The organism is Pseudomonas sp. 2995-1, from assembly GCF_002742505.1.
In the GTDB taxonomy this organism is placed as follows: domain Bacteria; phylum Pseudomonadota; class Gammaproteobacteria; order Pseudomonadales; family Pseudomonadaceae; genus Aquipseudomonas; species Aquipseudomonas sivasensis.
The window spans coordinates 96282-109894 of sequence record NZ_LJSA01000354.1; the positions used below are offsets into that span (position 1 = coordinate 96282).

Consider the following 13613-nt stretch of genomic DNA (forward strand, 5'->3'; position numbering starts at 1 on the left):
GAGTGTGGTGAGACAGGGGGGGCCTGCTCACCACAACAGAATTTATTCAGCCGGGTCTTTCGGGGTTTCGGTCTCGTCTGCTGCCACTTCACCTTCCGCGTCCGGGTTCAGTGCGCCCGCTTCTTCATCGACAGCGGCTTTCTTGCGTTGCAGTTTTTCCTCTTTCTTCTGTTCCTTGGCCAAGTCTCTCTGACGTTTGGCGAAGGAGTAATTAGGTTTGGCCATGGGCGATCCTCTAGGGTCGAAGGTGAGGGTGGCGGCGCGCAGCTGCCTTGTGACGACATGGTAGCAGCTTCAAGGGGCGCTTTGCCTTCACTTACCGCAGGCGTACGCGGCCAGCAGGCCATTGAACAGGTGATTGAGGCGCATGGTTCGGACTCCAGTGGGTGATGGGCCGATCATAGGCAGGTACTGCTACTTTGGCTGGTAGATTGTGTTGATAAGTCTGATAGCCTAAAGTTGTATACAATCTGTTGATTCAGATCATAAGAATTCAAGCCTGCTTGAGGCACCCTTACCGCAATCCGCGTTTTATAAACCCTGCCTTGGAGATTCACATGTTTGCCAAACTCGTTGCTGTTTCCCTGCTGACTTTGGCCAGTGGCCAGTTGTTTGCCGCAGAGTGCAATGTCACCGTCGACTCCACCGATCAGATGTCCTTCAACACCAAGGAAATCGTGATCGACAAGAGCTGCAAGACGTTCACCGTGAACCTGGAACACTCGGGCAGCTTGCCGAAAAACGTCATGGGCCATAACTGGGTGCTGACCACTGCCGCCAACATGCAACCGGTTGCCACTGACGGCATGGCCGCTGGCATCGACAAGAACTACCTGAAAGAGGGTGACGACCGCATCATCGCCCACACCAAGCTGATCGGTGCCGGCGAGAAAGATTCGGTGACTTTCGATGTTTCCAAGCTGGCTGCTGGTACGGACTACGCGTTCTTCTGCTCGTTCCCAGGCCACATCTCGATGATGAAAGGCACTGTGGTCGTCAAGTAAGACCGGGTTATCGTTTATCGGGAGCAAGCCCCCTCCCACACTTGACCGAGTTCCAACATGAGAATGCGATCAAATGTGGGAGGGGGCTTGCCCCCGATAGCGGCCTGCCAATCAACACAAAAATATCTGGCTCACCTCACGGCGCAAACGGCATCACCCGCTTGTGCTCAGTCTTGCGATAGGTCTCGCAGATAATCCTGAACGCCTCTTCGCGCACCGGCTCACCGTGCAGGAACGCATCGATCTCGGCATACGTCACGCCATGTGACGCTTCATCCGGCTTACCTGGCGACAGGTCTTCAAGGTCGGCCGTCGGCACCTTCTCTACCAACGACTCCGGCGCGCCAAAGTGCCGTGCAATCGCGCGTACCTGGTTTTTTACCAGCCCGCTCAACGGCGCCAGATCGCATGCACCGTCACCGAACTTGGTGAAAAACCCCATCACCGCTTCCGCCGCATGGTCGGTGCCGATCACCAAACCACCGGCCGCGCCGGCGATGGTGTATTGCGCCACCATCCGCATGCGCGCCTTGGTGTTGCCAAGCACGAAGTCACGGGACACCGCCGCCTTGCCTTCAAACGCCGCCACTTCACTGGCCAGGGCTTTCACCGCCGGGCCGATGTTCACGGTGTGGCGCTCGTCGGGCTCGATAAAGTCCACCGATGCCTGGGCGTCGATTTCGTCGAACTGGGTTTCGTAGGGCAGGCGCACGGCAATAAAGCGGTAGGCCTCGTCACCGGTGCTGGCGCGCAGTTCTTGCATCGCGCGCTGGGCCAACAGGCCGGCGGTCAGGGAATCGACGCCACCACTGATGCCCAGCACCAATGTCTTGAGTCCGGAATTGCGCAGGCAGTCCTGGATAAAGGTCACGCGTCGGGCAACCTCGGCCTCAAGGGCGGCTTGGTCGTTGAACGGCGCTTGCACCTTGAGCTGTTCAGCAATCTCGCGCTGTACGGCTTGCATGATTCACTCCTTGCTGGAAATGGCAGGTACTTTGAAAACGTGACGCAAATAGGCGACAAAATTCGGGTCGGTGCAGTGGGTCTTGCCCGCTTCATCGGAGATTTTGGCGACGGGCTGGCCGTTGCAGGCGGTCATTTTAAGCACGATGCTCATCGGTTCCACCCCTGGAATATCGCAGGTCAGGTTGGTGCCGATGCCGAAGCTCACATTAATGCGACCGCGCAGCGCACGGAAAATCTCCAAGGCCTTGGGCAGCGACAGGCTGTCGGAGAACACCAGGGTTTTGCTCATCGGCTCGATACCCAGCTTGTGGTAGTGAGCGATGGCTTTTTCCGCCCACTGCACCGGGTCCCCAGAATCGTGGCGCAGGCCGTCGAACAGCTTGGCGAAGTACAAGTCGAAGTCGCCGAGGAACGCGTCGGTGGTGATGCAATCGGTCAGGGCGATGCCCAGCAGGCCACGGTATTCGCGGACCCAGCAATCGAGGGCGGCGATCTGACTGTCGATCAGGCGTGGGCCGAGTTGCTGGTGGGCCATGATCCATTCGTGGGCCATGGTACCCAGGGGCTTCATGTCCAGCTCGCGGGCCAGATGCACATTGCTGGTGCCGACAAAGCGCCCGGGGAAGTCATGCTTGAGCACATTGACCACTTCTTCCTGCACCCGGTACGAAAAGCGTCGGCGCGTGCCGAAGTCGGCCACTTGCAGCTCCGACAGTTCCTCGCTGCTGGCATTCGCCGTCAGCCAATCGAACTTGCGGTACAACTGCTCGCGGGCCTGTTCGAGGATCACGGTCTGGTAGCGGTAGCGGTTACGCACTTCGCTGACGATGGCCAGCATCGGCACTTCAAACAGGATCACATGCAGCCACGGCCCGCGCAGGCGGATAAACAACTCGCCGTTCTCGATGCCGGTCTGCACATAACGCAGGTTGAAGCGGAATAGCCCGAGGAAGCGCAGGAAGTCCGGCTTCATAAAGCTGATGCGTTCCAGGAAGCCCAGTTGGTCCGGGCTCAGGCTCAGCTCGGCGAGGCGTTCGATCTGGTAGCGAATCTCCGCCAGGTACGGGCGCAGGTCCTCGCTGTTACGGCAACGGAATTCCCATTCAACTTCCACGTTGGGGTAGTTGTGCAGCACCGCCTGCATCATGGTCAGCTTGTAGAAGTCGGTGTCGAGCAGGTTCTGCACGATGCGATCGGCAAACACACTCTCGCTCATAACGGGAATCTCCAGACGGGTCGGCGATGGACGCCGGCCTTTACGCACAATTAAGGAAGGGGGCTAGTGGCGCATAGACCTGTGGGGTTTTGCCAGTGATTTTTTCAGTGAGGCCACTGGCGTCATCGGGGGCAAGCCTCCTCCCACACTTGGAATGTGTTTCAAATGTGGGAGGAGGCTTGCCCCGATGGCGGTATTCCAGGCACTAAAGAACCTGCTCCATCATCCACTTCACAAACTCGCGCACCTTGGGCACTTCCGCCGAATGCTCGGGATAGGCCAGGTAATACGCATCCTGGCTCGGCATCGCGTGCTGCCAGGGGATCACCAACTTGCCGTCGGCCAGTTCTTCTTCCACCAGAAACCGCGGCAGCAGCGCTACACCGCAGCCTACCTGCGCCGCTCGAATGCACATATAAAAGGTGTCGAAACGCGGCCCGTGGTAGCTGTGCTCGGTGTGATACCCCTGATCGGCGAACCAGTCATGCCAGCCCTGGGGGCGTGAGGCGTTTTGCAGCAGCACCAGTTCGCTCAGTTGCGTGGGGTCGTTGAAGGGCTTCGCGGGCAGACTTTCCGGTGCACACACCGGCACCAGTTCTTCGCTGAACAGCTTCAGGCTCTCGGTGCCGGGGCGCGAGCCCTGGCCGAAGTAGAAGGCCATGTCGGCCTTGCCTTGCAGCAGTTCGTCCGGCTCCTGCTCGTTGCACAGGTCCAGGTGGATCTGCGGATGGCGCAACCGCCAACCCTTGAGGCGCGGCACCAGCCAGCGCGCGCCGAAGGTGTAAGGCGTGGACACGCGCAGTACTTCGGTCTCGCCGCCGTAGGAGCGCAGGTAGTGGGTGGACATCTCCACTTGCGTGAGGATCTTGCGCACTTCCACCAGGTACAGGTCGCCCGCCGGGGTCATCTGCAAGCGGCGACGCACGCGGCGAAACAGCAGGTGTTGCAGCAGCTCTTCCAACTGCGCCACCTGTTTGCTGACCGCGCTTTGCGTGAGGTTCAACTCCTCGGCGGCGCGGGTGAAGCTCAGGTGGCGGGTGGCTGCTTCGAAACACTGCAGGGCGGTGATCGAGGGCAAATGTCTTTTGTTCAGCACGGCGTGCCTCTTTTTATGCTTTGCATGAATAAACGGAATGATATCTCGCCTAATCGTCGTTTGTTGGCAAGTCTTGAGCCAGCTACAAATAAGGTCTGGATCGCCGTGCGCGCCGCGGCGCGAATTTTCTGTTTGCAGTTTGAAGGAGTGACCTATGGTTGCCGCATTGCTTGATCGTCTCGGGGTGAACCCGTCGCTGTACCAGACGGGCAAACAGCCCGTGCACTCGCCGATTGATGGCAGCCAAATCGGCAGTGTGCATTGGGAAGGTGCCGCCGAGGTGGAGCAACAGGTCAGTCGCGCCGAGCATGCATTCGACGCCTGGCGCAAAGTACCGGCGCCGCGTCGCGGTGAGCTGGTGCGCCAATTCGGCGACGTGCTGCGCGAATACAAGGCCGACCTGGGCGAACTGGTGTCCTGGGAAGCGGGCAAGATCACCCAGGAAGGCCTGGGTGAAGTGCAGGAAATGATCGACATCTGCGATTTCGCGGTCGGTCTGTCGCGTCAGTTGTACGGCTTGACCATCGCTTCCGAGCGCCCAGGCCACCACATGCGTGAAACCTGGCACCCGCTGGGCGTGGTCGGCGTCATCAGCGCCTTCAACTTCCCGGTCGCCGTGTGGGCATGGAACACCGCCCTGGCCCTGGTGTGCGGCAACGCCGTGATCTGGAAACCCTCGGAAAAGACCCCGCTCACGGCCCTGGCTTGCCAGGCGCTGTTCGAGCGCGTGCTGAAGAAATTCGACGGCGCCCCTGAGTATCTGAGCCAAGTGATCATCGGTGGTCGCGATGCAGGCGCCGCGCTGGTGGATGACCCGCGTGTGGCGTTGATCAGCGCCACCGGCAGCACGCGCATGGGCCGCGAAGTGGCGCCGAAAGTCGCCGCACGTTTCGCCCGCAGCATCCTGGAACTGGGCGGCAACAACGCGATGATCCTCGGCCCAAGCGCCGACCTGGACATGGCCGTGCGCGCCATTCTGTTCAGCGCCGTTGGGACCGCCGGCCAGCGCTGCACCACCCTGCGCCGCCTGATTGCCCATGAATCGGTCAAGGAAGAAATCGTCACTCGCCTCAAGGCCGCCTATTCCAAAGTGCGCATCGGCCACCCGCTGGAAGGCAACCTGATCGGCCCGCTGATCGACAAGCACGGTTTCGACAACATGCAGGACGCGCTGGAGCAAGCGCTGAGCGAAGGCGGCAAAGTGTTCGGCGGCAAGCGCCAGTTGGAAGACACATTCCCCAACGCCTACTACGTGTCGCCGGCCATTGTGGAGATGCCTGAGCAAAGCGACGTGGTGTGCACCGAAACCTTCGCGCCGATTCTGTATGTCGTCGGCTACACCGACTTCGCCGAAGCCCTGCGCCTGAACAACGCGGTGCCCCAAGGTCTGTCCTCGTGCATCTTCACCACTGACGTGCGTGAAGCCGAGCAGTTCATGTCGGCAGTCGGCAGTGACTGCGGCATTGCCAACGTCAATATCGGCCCAAGCGGCGCAGAAATTGGCGGCGCGTTTGGCGGTGAAAAAGAGACCGGCGGCGGTCGTGAGTCGGGTTCGGATGCGTGGCGCGGGTATATGCGCCGCCAGACCAATACCGTGAACTACTCGCTGGAACTGCCGCTGGCCCAGGGCATCACCTTCGACTGATTTCCTCAAGTCGGAGTGAGGTCAGCGTGGGAGGGGGCTTGCTCCCGATGGCGGTGAATCAGGTTTGAAGTGTTGCCTGATACACCGCCATCGGGAGCAAGCCCCCTCCCACATGTGACCTCATTTACAGTTCGGAATAGATGTTTGTTGGGTCTCACCGGAGTCTGGCAATGGCATTACGCGAAACGTGTTTGTGGGAACACCTCACCCCTGGCCGGCCGGATCGCGCCGCGCTCAAGGGCGAGGTCAAGGTGGATGTGTGCGTGATCGGCGCCGGCATCACCGGATTGTCGGCCGCCATTCACTTGCTGGAACAGGGTAAAAGCGTCGCCGTGCTGGAGGCTCATCGCACTGGCCACGGCGGTTCGGGGCGCAATGTCGGGCTGGTGAACGCCGGTTTATGGATCCCCCCGGACGACATCGAAGCCGGTTTCGGCGAAGCGGTGGGCAGCCAGCTCAACCGCATGTTGGGCGCGGCACCGTCTCTGGTGTTCAGCCTCATCGACAAATACAACATCGATTGCCAACTGCGCCGCGAGGGCACCTTGCACATGGCGCACAACGCCCGTGGCGAGGCGGATTTGCGCAGTCGTGAAGAACAATGGAAGCGCCGTGGCGCGCCAGTTGAGTTGCTCACCGGTCAGGCCTGCGAGCAAGCCACCGGCACTAAAAAAATTGCCGCCGCCTTGCTGGATCGGCGTGCGGGCACCTTGAATCCCATGGCCTACACCTCTGGGCTGGCCAATGCTGCGGTCGGGCTCGGCGGGCAGTTGTTTGACCATTCACCGGTCACCCAATTGGAGCGCCAAGGTCCACTTTGGTCGGTTCAGACCCAGCACGGGGCAGTGCAGGCTGCACAAGTGGTCGTTGCCTCCAATGCCTACACCGAAGGCGAATGGACCGAGCTGCGGCGTAACTTTTTCCCCGGTTATTACTATCAGGTCGCGTCGGCCCCGCTCACCGACGAAGCCGCCCAGCAGATTCTCCCTGGCGGCCAGGGATCGTGGGACACGCGTCAGGTATTGAGCAGTATCCGCCGCGATGCCGATGGTCGTTTATTGCTCGGCAGCCTGGGCAATGGCAACCAGAAACCGGCGTGGTTCCTCAAGGCGTGGGCCGATCGGGTGCAGCAACACTACTTCCCGTACCTCAAATCGGTGCAGTGGGAATTCACCTGGACCGGCTGCATCGCGTTCACCCCCGATCACTTGATGCGCCTGTTCGAACCGGCCCCTGGACTGGTCGCTGTTACGGGCTATAACGGACGCGGCGTGACCACCGGCAGTGTGGTCGGCAAGGCGTTCGCCGACTACTTGTGTCACCAGGATCCCCTAGCGCTTCCGATTCCCTTCGCGCCCATGCAACCGTTGGCCGGAGTGGGTCTGCGCAGTTGCCTGTACGAGGCGGGATTCTCGCTGTATCACGCCGGGCAATGCTTGAGGATCGTGATCTGATCAGCGAAATACCGCTCAGAAGCCTGCATTTTCTTAGCAGGCTACTAATCTGTATTGGTGCAGGTCGTAGCAATCACGCACTGTAAATGTGCAGTTCCGTTACGCACGCTGTTACAGGTGTGGAGCGGGGTGTTTATCCATTCGGTTGCAGGTGCGACCCGTCACGGTTGTACTTTTTTAACTGGCTGGTTGCACCTGTCGAGGCTAGAGGGTTGCACGTCCTGGCAAGCGGCGTCGAAACGCCTGTAATAACAATGACACCGTGTCTTTTTGAAGAATAAAAACGTAATGGCACGGGGCTTGCTCTGAGCTTTCAGTGAAAAGTTTGAACGCAAGTTGTAGTGCCAAAAATCAAAAATATCGGAGCACCACTCATGTCCCAGACGTTTTACAAGAAAGGTTTTCTGGCCCTCGCCGTTGCAGCGGCGCTGGGTGTTTCTACGTTTGTTCAAGCTGATGTGAAGATTGGTGTAGCGGGGCCGATGACCGGCGCCAACGCCTCGTTCGGTGAGCAGTACATGAAGGGTGCCCAGGCGGCAGCCGAGGTGATCAACAAGGCCGGTGGCATCAACGGCGAGAAAGTTGTGCTGGTGGCAGGCGACGATGCCTGTGAGCCGAAACAGGCCGTTGCCGTGGCCAACCGCCTGGCTGACCAGGACAAAGTGATTGGCGTAGTCGGGCACTTCTGCTCGTCGAACACTATCCCGGCCTCCGAGGTTTACGACGAAGCGGGCATCATCGCGATCACCCCAGGCTCTACCAACCCACAAGTGACCGAACGTGGCCTTGGCGCCATGTTCCGTATGTGCGGCCGTGACGACCAGCAAGGCATCGTCGCCGGCGACTACATCGTCGATGTGCTCAAGGGCAAGAAAGTCGCGGTCATCAACGACAAGGACACTTACGGCAAAGGCCTGGCCGACGCCACCGCTGCCCAGTTGACCAAGCGCGGCGTCAAGCCGGTGCTGGAAGAAGGCCTGACCCGTGGCGAGAAGGACTTCAGTGCGCTGGTCACCAAGATCCGCTCCCTGGGCGCAGACGTCGTGTACTTCGGTGGCCTGCATCCGGAAGCCGGTCCATTGGTTCGCCAGATTCGTGAAGCTGGCCTGAAAGACGTCAAGTTCATGTCCGATGACGGCGTGGTGACTGATGAACTGGTGGCCACCGCTGGCGGCGCGCAATACGTCGATGGCGTCTACATGACCTTTGGTGCCGACCCGCGCCTGCTGCCCGACAGCAAGGCTGTCGTGGAAGAGTTCCGCAAGGCCGGCTACGAGCCAGAAGGCTACACCCTGTACGCCTACGCCTCGCTGCAGGCCCTGGCCGCCGGCTTCAACGGCGCCAAGTCCAACAAGGGCGAAGACGCGGCCAAATGGCTGAAAGCGCACCCGGTCAAAACCGTGATGGGCGAGAAGACCTGGGACGCGAAGGGCGACCTGAAAATCTCCGACTACGTGGTTTACCAGTGGGATAAAGACGGCAAATACCATCAGTTGGAAAAGCAGAAGTAATCCATGTGGGAGGGGGCTTGCTCCCGATAGCGGAGTGTCAGTCAACAGGTGTTCAGCTGACCCACCGCATCGGGGGCAAGCCCCCTCCCACATTGGGACCCGTGTTGTTATCGAGATCTGTTTTTTCCTCCAGAAGCGCCGCACACCCGCCGGTGTGCAGGTGCTCACCGCGTGAGATTGCGTTATGGATGGTATTTTCCTGCAGCAACTGGTCAACGGCCTGACCCTCGGGTCGGTCTATGGCCTGATCGCCATCGGCTACACAATGGTCTATGGCATCATTGGCATGATCAACTTCGCCCACGGCGAGGTTTATATGATTTCCGCTTACCTCGCGGCGATCAGTCTGGCACTGCTGGCTTACTTCGGCATCGAATCCTTCCCGCTGCTCATTCTCGGCACTCTGATCTTCACCGTGGTCGTCACCGGCGTTTACGGCTGGGTCATTGAGCGTGTCGCTTACAAACCGCTGCGCAACTCCACCCGACTGGCTCCGCTGATCAGCGCCATCGGTATCTCCCTGATCCTGCAGAACTACGCGCAGATCGCCCAGGGCGCCAAGCAACAAGGTATCCCAACCCTGCTGGCCGGGGCCTGGCGTGTCGATATCGGCACAGGCTTCGTGCAGCTTACGTACACCAAAGTGTTCATCCTGGTCGCGGCATTCGCCGGCATGGCATTGCTGACCTACATCATCAAGTACACCAAGCTCGGCCGCATGTGCCGCGCCACCCAGCAAGACCGCAAGATGGCCTCGATCCTGGGCATCAACACCGACCGCGTGATCTCCTACGTGTTTGTCATCGGTGCTGCCATGGCCGCACTGGCCGGTGTGCTCATCACCCTCAATTACGGCACCTTCGACTTCTATGCCGGCTTCATCATCGGCATCAAGGCATTTACCGCAGCGGTACTCGGCGGCATCGGTTCCCTGCCTGGGGCGATGCTGGGCGGGATCATCCTCGGCATCTCCGAGTCGTTGTTCTCAGGGTTGATCAACTCTGACTACAAAGACGTGTTCAGTTTCTCCCTGCTGGTGGTGATTCTGATTTTCCGTCCCCAGGGCCTGCTTGGTCGCCCACTCGTGGCGAAGGTGTAAACATGTCTGCTGCCAAACCTATCGATATCAAGAAAAGTGTCGTCGATACGATCCTTGCCGGACTGATTTCGCTGATCGTGTTCGGTCCGATCGTCGGCGTGGTCCTCGACGGCTACAGCTTCAACCTGGAACCTGCGCGCGTGGCCATCCTGGTCGCCATCGTGATGGCCGGGCGCTTTGCCCTCAGCCTGTTCCTGCAAACCCCCAAGGGCGTGAAGATTCTGCAGGGCTTCGAGAGCAGTGGCTCCGGCGTGCATGTACTGCCACCGGACTACAAGTCGCGGCTGCGCTGGATCATTCCGGCACTGATCGTGATCGCCATCGTGTTCCCGATCTTCGCCAACAAGTACCTGCTGACCGTGGTGATCCTCGGGCTGATCTACGTGTTGCTCGGCCTCGGCCTGAACATCGTGGTCGGCCTGGCCGGCTTGCTCGACCTGGGTTACGTGGCGTTCTACGCCATCGGTGCCTACGGCCTGGCATTGGGTTATCAGTACCTCGGTCTCGGCTTCTGGAGCGTGCTGCCCCTGGCCGCCATCGCGGCGGCACTGGCGGGGTGCATACTCGGGTTTCCGGTATTGCGAATGCACGGGGACTACCTGGCCATCGTGACCCTGGGCTTCGGTGAAATCATCCGCCTGGTGCTCAACAACTGGCTGTCGTTCACCGGTGGCCCGAACGGTATGCCGGTGCCTTCACCGACCTTCCTCGGCCTGGAGTTCGGGCGCAAGGCGAAGGAGGGTGGGATTCCGTTCCACGAATTCTTCGGCCTCGATTACAACCCCAACATCAAGTTCATGTTCATCTACATCGTGCTGTTCCTGGTGGTGCTGGCCGTGCTGTACATCAAGCACCGCCTGACCCGCATGCCGGTTGGCCGCGCCTGGGAAGCCTTGCGTGAAGATGAGATCGCTTGCCGTTCCATGGGCCTGAACCACGTGCTGGTCAAGCTTTCGGCATTCACCATCGGCGCATCTACTGCGGGTTTGGCCGGGGTGTTCTTTGCCAGTTACCAGGGCTTCGTCAACCCGTCGTCGTTCACCTTCTTCGAGTCGGCACTGATCCTGGCCATCGTGGTCTTGGGCGGCATGGGCTCGACGGTCGGCGTGGTCATCGCGGCCTTCGTGTTGACCGTGGCGCCTGAATTGCTGCGCAGCTTCAGCGAATACCGCGTGCTGCTGTTTGGTGTGTTGATGGTGGTGATGATGATCTGGCGACCACGCGGCTTGATCCGCATCAGCCGTACCGGTGTGACCCCACGTAAAGGAGTGGCGCCATGAGCAAGGAAGTCGTCCTCTCCGTGGAACACCTGATGATGCACTTCGGTGGCATCAAGGCCTTGAGCGATGTGAGCCTCAAGGTCGAACGCAACTCGATCTTTGCCCTGATCGGCCCTAACGGCGCCGGCAAAACCACGGTATTCAACTGCCTCACCGGTTTTTACAAAGCCAGTGGCGGCAAGATCGAACTGAACATTCGTGGCAAACAGACCAACGTGATCCAACTGCTGGGCGAGCGCTTCAAGGCCGTCGACTTTGTGTCGCCGAAAAGCTTCCTCAGCCGCGTGTACTACAAAATGTTCGGCGGCACCCACCTGGTCAACCGTGCCGGTTTGGCGCGGACCTTCCAGAACATTCGCCTGTTCAAGGAAATGTCGGTGTTGGAAAACCTGCTGGTGGCCCAGCATATGTGGGTCAACCGCAACATGCTCGCAGGCATCCTTAACACCAAGGGCTACCGCAAGGCCGAAAGCGATGCGCTCGACCACGCGTTCTACTGGCTGGAAGTTGTCGACCTGGTGGACTGCGCCAACCGCCTGGCCGGTGAGCTTTCCTATGGCCAACAGCGCCGCCTGGAAATCGCCCGCGCCATGTGCACCCGGCCGCAGATCATCTGCCTGGACGAACCGGCAGCGGGCCTGAACCCCCAGGAAACCGAAGCCCTCAGCGCGATGATTCGCCTGCTGCGCGACGAACACGACCTCACAGTGGTGCTGATCGAACACGACATGGGCATGGTGATGAGTATTTCCGACCACATCGTGGTGCTGGACCACGGCAACGTGATCGCCGAGGGCGGGCCGGAAGCGATCCGCAACGACCCTAAAGTGATTGCCGCCTACTTGGGCGCAGACGAAGAGGAGCTGGTATGAGTGCACCTATCCTCGAAATGAAGGACCTGGACGTGTTCTACGGTCCGATCCAGGCCCTGAAGAAAGTCTCGCTGCACATCAACGAAGGCGAAACCGTCAGCCTGATCGGCTCCAACGGCGCGGGTAAGTCCACGCTGCTGATGTCGATCTTCGGCCAGCCACGGGCTGAGTCGGGGCAGATCATCTACAACGGTGTCGACATTACCCACAAGTCATCCCACTACATCGCCTCCAACGGCATCGCGCAGTCGCCGGAAGGGCGGCGGGTGTTCCCCGACATGACTGTCGAGGAAAACCTGCTGATGGGCACTATCCCCATTGGCGACAAATACGCTCAGGAAGACATGCAGCGCATGTTCGAGCTGTTCCCCCGCCTCAAGGAAAGGCGCAACCAGCGCGCCATGACCATGTCCGGTGGTGAGCAGCAAATGCTTGCCATCGCACGCGCGCTGATGAGCCGGCCCAAGCTGTTGCTGTTGGATGAGCCGAGCCTGGGGTTGGCGCCGATTGTGGTGAAGCAGATCTTTTCCACCCTGCGCGAGCTGGCAGCCACCGGGATGACCATCTTCCTGGTGGAGCAGAACGCTAACCACGCACTGCGCTTGTCGGACCGGGCGTATGTGATGGTCAACGGTGAGATTCGCCTCACAGGCACCGGCAAGGAGCTGCTGGTGAACGAGGAAGTGCGCAACGCCTACCTCGGCGGGCACTGATCTAAAGCCTGACGCAAACCCCCTGTGGGAGCGGGCTTGCTCGCGAATGCGGTGTATCAGTCCATAGACTGGAACTGACCCACCGCTTTCGCGAGCAAGCCCGCTCCCACATTTGTTTTACGGTGTTCATAAGGCCGATCCCAAATTGTGGAAAACAAATCCAGCCCCCCTCCAAAGCGCGACATATAGCCGCCGCAAATACCTGTTTTGTCACGCTTTTGACTTGTCCCCATCCACTGTGGAACCGGCTGTGGGTAACGTGGGAGTACGTGCCTGAACGCCTTTAAAACCGTGGCTTACAGCGTGGTGGTTGTTTTTTGATCAGCGGCTTTTTGGCGACCGGCCAAGGGGTTTGTCAACCTGTTTAAAGACACAGGTATATGACCGAAATATGACTCTTCAGCCTGTGGATAAGTCTGTGATTAAACTCTGGAAAGACCTCCGCAGAGGCCGGAATGACTGGCCTGGAGCCATCGTCCGGATTTCCACTCTGTCGATGGGCCTACATACGACCTCGCCAAGGTCAAGCAAAAAACTTTCTAAAACCGCCTGCAGGCCTTGTACACAGAGGCTTTCGGTATTTTGTACTTGCCCCCAAAGACTGTGGGCGCAGCTGTGGATAACCTGCGCGCATATGGCTGCAGGCCACGGTTCATAAGGCTTTGCTTGATATGATCAAAAAGTGATCAGCTTTACATGAAAGGGTGTGCTTAGCGGTTGCCGCGACGGCGGTGTAAGGGCATTCTGCTGGCTGTTT

12 protein-coding genes are annotated in these 13613 nt (G+C 59.5%); 8 read left to right on the forward strand and 4 right to left on the reverse strand.

The window, feature by feature from the left end; translation table 11 throughout:
• Positions 1-42: 42 nt before the first annotated feature.
• Positions 43-225, reverse strand: a complete 183-nt coding sequence (locus AOA61_RS15230) for a hypothetical protein (RefSeq protein WP_032890516.1) — start codon at positions 223-225, stop codon at positions 43-45.
• A 332-nt stretch (positions 226-557) separates the two neighbouring features.
• On the opposite strand from AOA61_RS15230, the gene azu reads away from it, so the two are divergent.
• Positions 558-1004 carry an azurin gene (gene azu / locus AOA61_RS15235; RefSeq protein ID WP_032890518.1) on the forward strand — a complete coding sequence of 149 codons (447 nt, stop codon included), beginning with the start codon at positions 558-560 and terminating at the stop codon, positions 1002-1004.
• A 136-nt stretch (positions 1005-1140) separates the two neighbouring features.
• On the opposite strand, the gene nadE is transcribed toward azu, so the two are convergent.
• From nadE to AOA61_RS15250, 3 genes are all read right to left on the reverse strand, one after another.
• Entirely contained in the window at positions 1141-1968 is an 828-nt protein-coding gene (gene nadE / locus AOA61_RS15240; RefSeq protein ID WP_032890520.1) for an ammonia-dependent NAD(+) synthetase, read from the reverse strand.
• A 3-nt stretch (positions 1969-1971) separates the two neighbouring features.
• Positions 1972-3186 (reverse strand): nicotinate phosphoribosyltransferase, encoded by a 1215-nt coding sequence (pncB, locus tag AOA61_RS15245; RefSeq protein WP_032890522.1) that lies wholly within the window; start codon positions 3184-3186, stop codon positions 1972-1974.
• A gap of 205 nt (positions 3187-3391) precedes the next feature.
• Positions 3392-4282, reverse strand: coding sequence for a LysR family transcriptional regulator (locus AOA61_RS15250; RefSeq protein ID WP_032890523.1), 891 nt, complete (start codon positions 4280-4282; stop codon positions 3392-3394).
• A gap of 154 nt (positions 4283-4436) precedes the next feature.
• On the opposite strand from AOA61_RS15250, the gene AOA61_RS15255 reads away from it, so the two are divergent.
• The 7 genes from AOA61_RS15255 to AOA61_RS15285 all read left to right on the forward strand — a co-directional run bounded on the left by AOA61_RS15255 (position 4437) and on the right by AOA61_RS15285 (position 12856).
• Positions 4437-5927 (forward strand): aldehyde dehydrogenase family protein, encoded by a 1491-nt coding sequence (locus AOA61_RS15255; RefSeq protein WP_032890526.1) that lies wholly within the window; start codon positions 4437-4439, stop codon positions 5925-5927.
• Between the two features lie 170 nt (positions 5928-6097).
• The gene (locus tag AOA61_RS15260) at positions 6098-7381 is read left to right on the forward strand and encodes an FAD-binding oxidoreductase (RefSeq protein WP_099602067.1); all 1284 of its coding nucleotides are present in this window, start codon (positions 6098-6100) and stop codon (positions 7379-7381) included.
• A gap of 374 nt (positions 7382-7755) precedes the next feature.
• On the forward strand, positions 7756-8892 hold the full coding sequence (locus AOA61_RS15265; protein ID WP_099602068.1) for a branched-chain amino acid ABC transporter substrate-binding protein: 1137 nt from the start codon (positions 7756-7758) through the stop codon (positions 8890-8892).
• A gap of 184 nt (positions 8893-9076) precedes the next feature.
• Positions 9077-9991: a branched-chain amino acid ABC transporter permease gene (locus AOA61_RS15270; protein WP_003188099.1), complete on the forward strand. Its 915-nt coding sequence runs from the start codon at positions 9077-9079 to the stop codon at positions 9989-9991.
• 2 nt (positions 9992-9993) lie between these two features.
• Positions 9994-11271 (forward strand): high-affinity branched-chain amino acid ABC transporter permease LivM, encoded by a 1278-nt coding sequence (gene livM / locus AOA61_RS15275; protein ID WP_032890532.1) that lies wholly within the window; start codon positions 9994-9996, stop codon positions 11269-11271.
• Positions 11268-12143 (forward strand): ABC transporter ATP-binding protein, encoded by an 876-nt coding sequence (locus AOA61_RS15280; RefSeq protein ID WP_027607703.1) that lies wholly within the window; start codon positions 11268-11270, stop codon positions 12141-12143. Before livM ends, AOA61_RS15280 begins: the two co-directional genes overlap by 4 nt.
• Entirely contained in the window at positions 12140-12856 is a 717-nt protein-coding gene (locus AOA61_RS15285) for an ABC transporter ATP-binding protein (RefSeq protein ID WP_032890534.1), read from the forward strand. The genes AOA61_RS15280 and AOA61_RS15285 overlap by 4 nt, the downstream gene beginning before the upstream one ends.
• The last annotated feature ends 757 nt before the right edge of the window (positions 12857-13613 follow it).

Excerpts from the sequence above, each read along its gene's own strand:
- AOA61_RS15230 (WP_032890516.1), bottom strand. The coding sequence starts at position 225 with ATGGCCAAACCTAATTACTCCTTCGCCAAACGTCAGAGAGACTTGGCC.
- azu (WP_032890518.1), top strand. The coding sequence starts at position 558 with ATGTTTGCCAAACTCGTTGCTGTTTCCCTGCTGACTTTGGCCAGTGGC.
- nadE (WP_032890520.1), bottom strand. The coding sequence starts at position 1,968 with ATGCAAGCCGTACAGCGCGAGATTGCTGAACAGCTCAAGGTGCAAGCG.
- pncB (WP_032890522.1), bottom strand. The coding sequence starts at position 3,186 with ATGAGCGAGAGTGTGTTTGCCGATCGCATCGTGCAGAACCTGCTCGAC.
- AOA61_RS15255 (WP_032890526.1), top strand. The coding sequence starts at position 4,437 with ATGGTTGCCGCATTGCTTGATCGTCTCGGGGTGAACCCGTCGCTGTAC.
- AOA61_RS15260 (WP_099602067.1), top strand. The coding sequence starts at position 6,098 with ATGGCATTACGCGAAACGTGTTTGTGGGAACACCTCACCCCTGGCCGG.
- AOA61_RS15265 (WP_099602068.1), top strand. The coding sequence starts at position 7,756 with ATGTCCCAGACGTTTTACAAGAAAGGTTTTCTGGCCCTCGCCGTTGCA.
- AOA61_RS15270 (WP_003188099.1), top strand. The coding sequence starts at position 9,077 with ATGGATGGTATTTTCCTGCAGCAACTGGTCAACGGCCTGACCCTCGGG.
- livM (WP_032890532.1), top strand. The coding sequence starts at position 9,994 with ATGTCTGCTGCCAAACCTATCGATATCAAGAAAAGTGTCGTCGATACG.
- AOA61_RS15280 (WP_027607703.1), top strand. The coding sequence starts at position 11,268 with ATGAGCAAGGAAGTCGTCCTCTCCGTGGAACACCTGATGATGCACTTC.
- AOA61_RS15285 (WP_032890534.1), top strand. The coding sequence starts at position 12,140 with ATGAGTGCACCTATCCTCGAAATGAAGGACCTGGACGTGTTCTACGGT.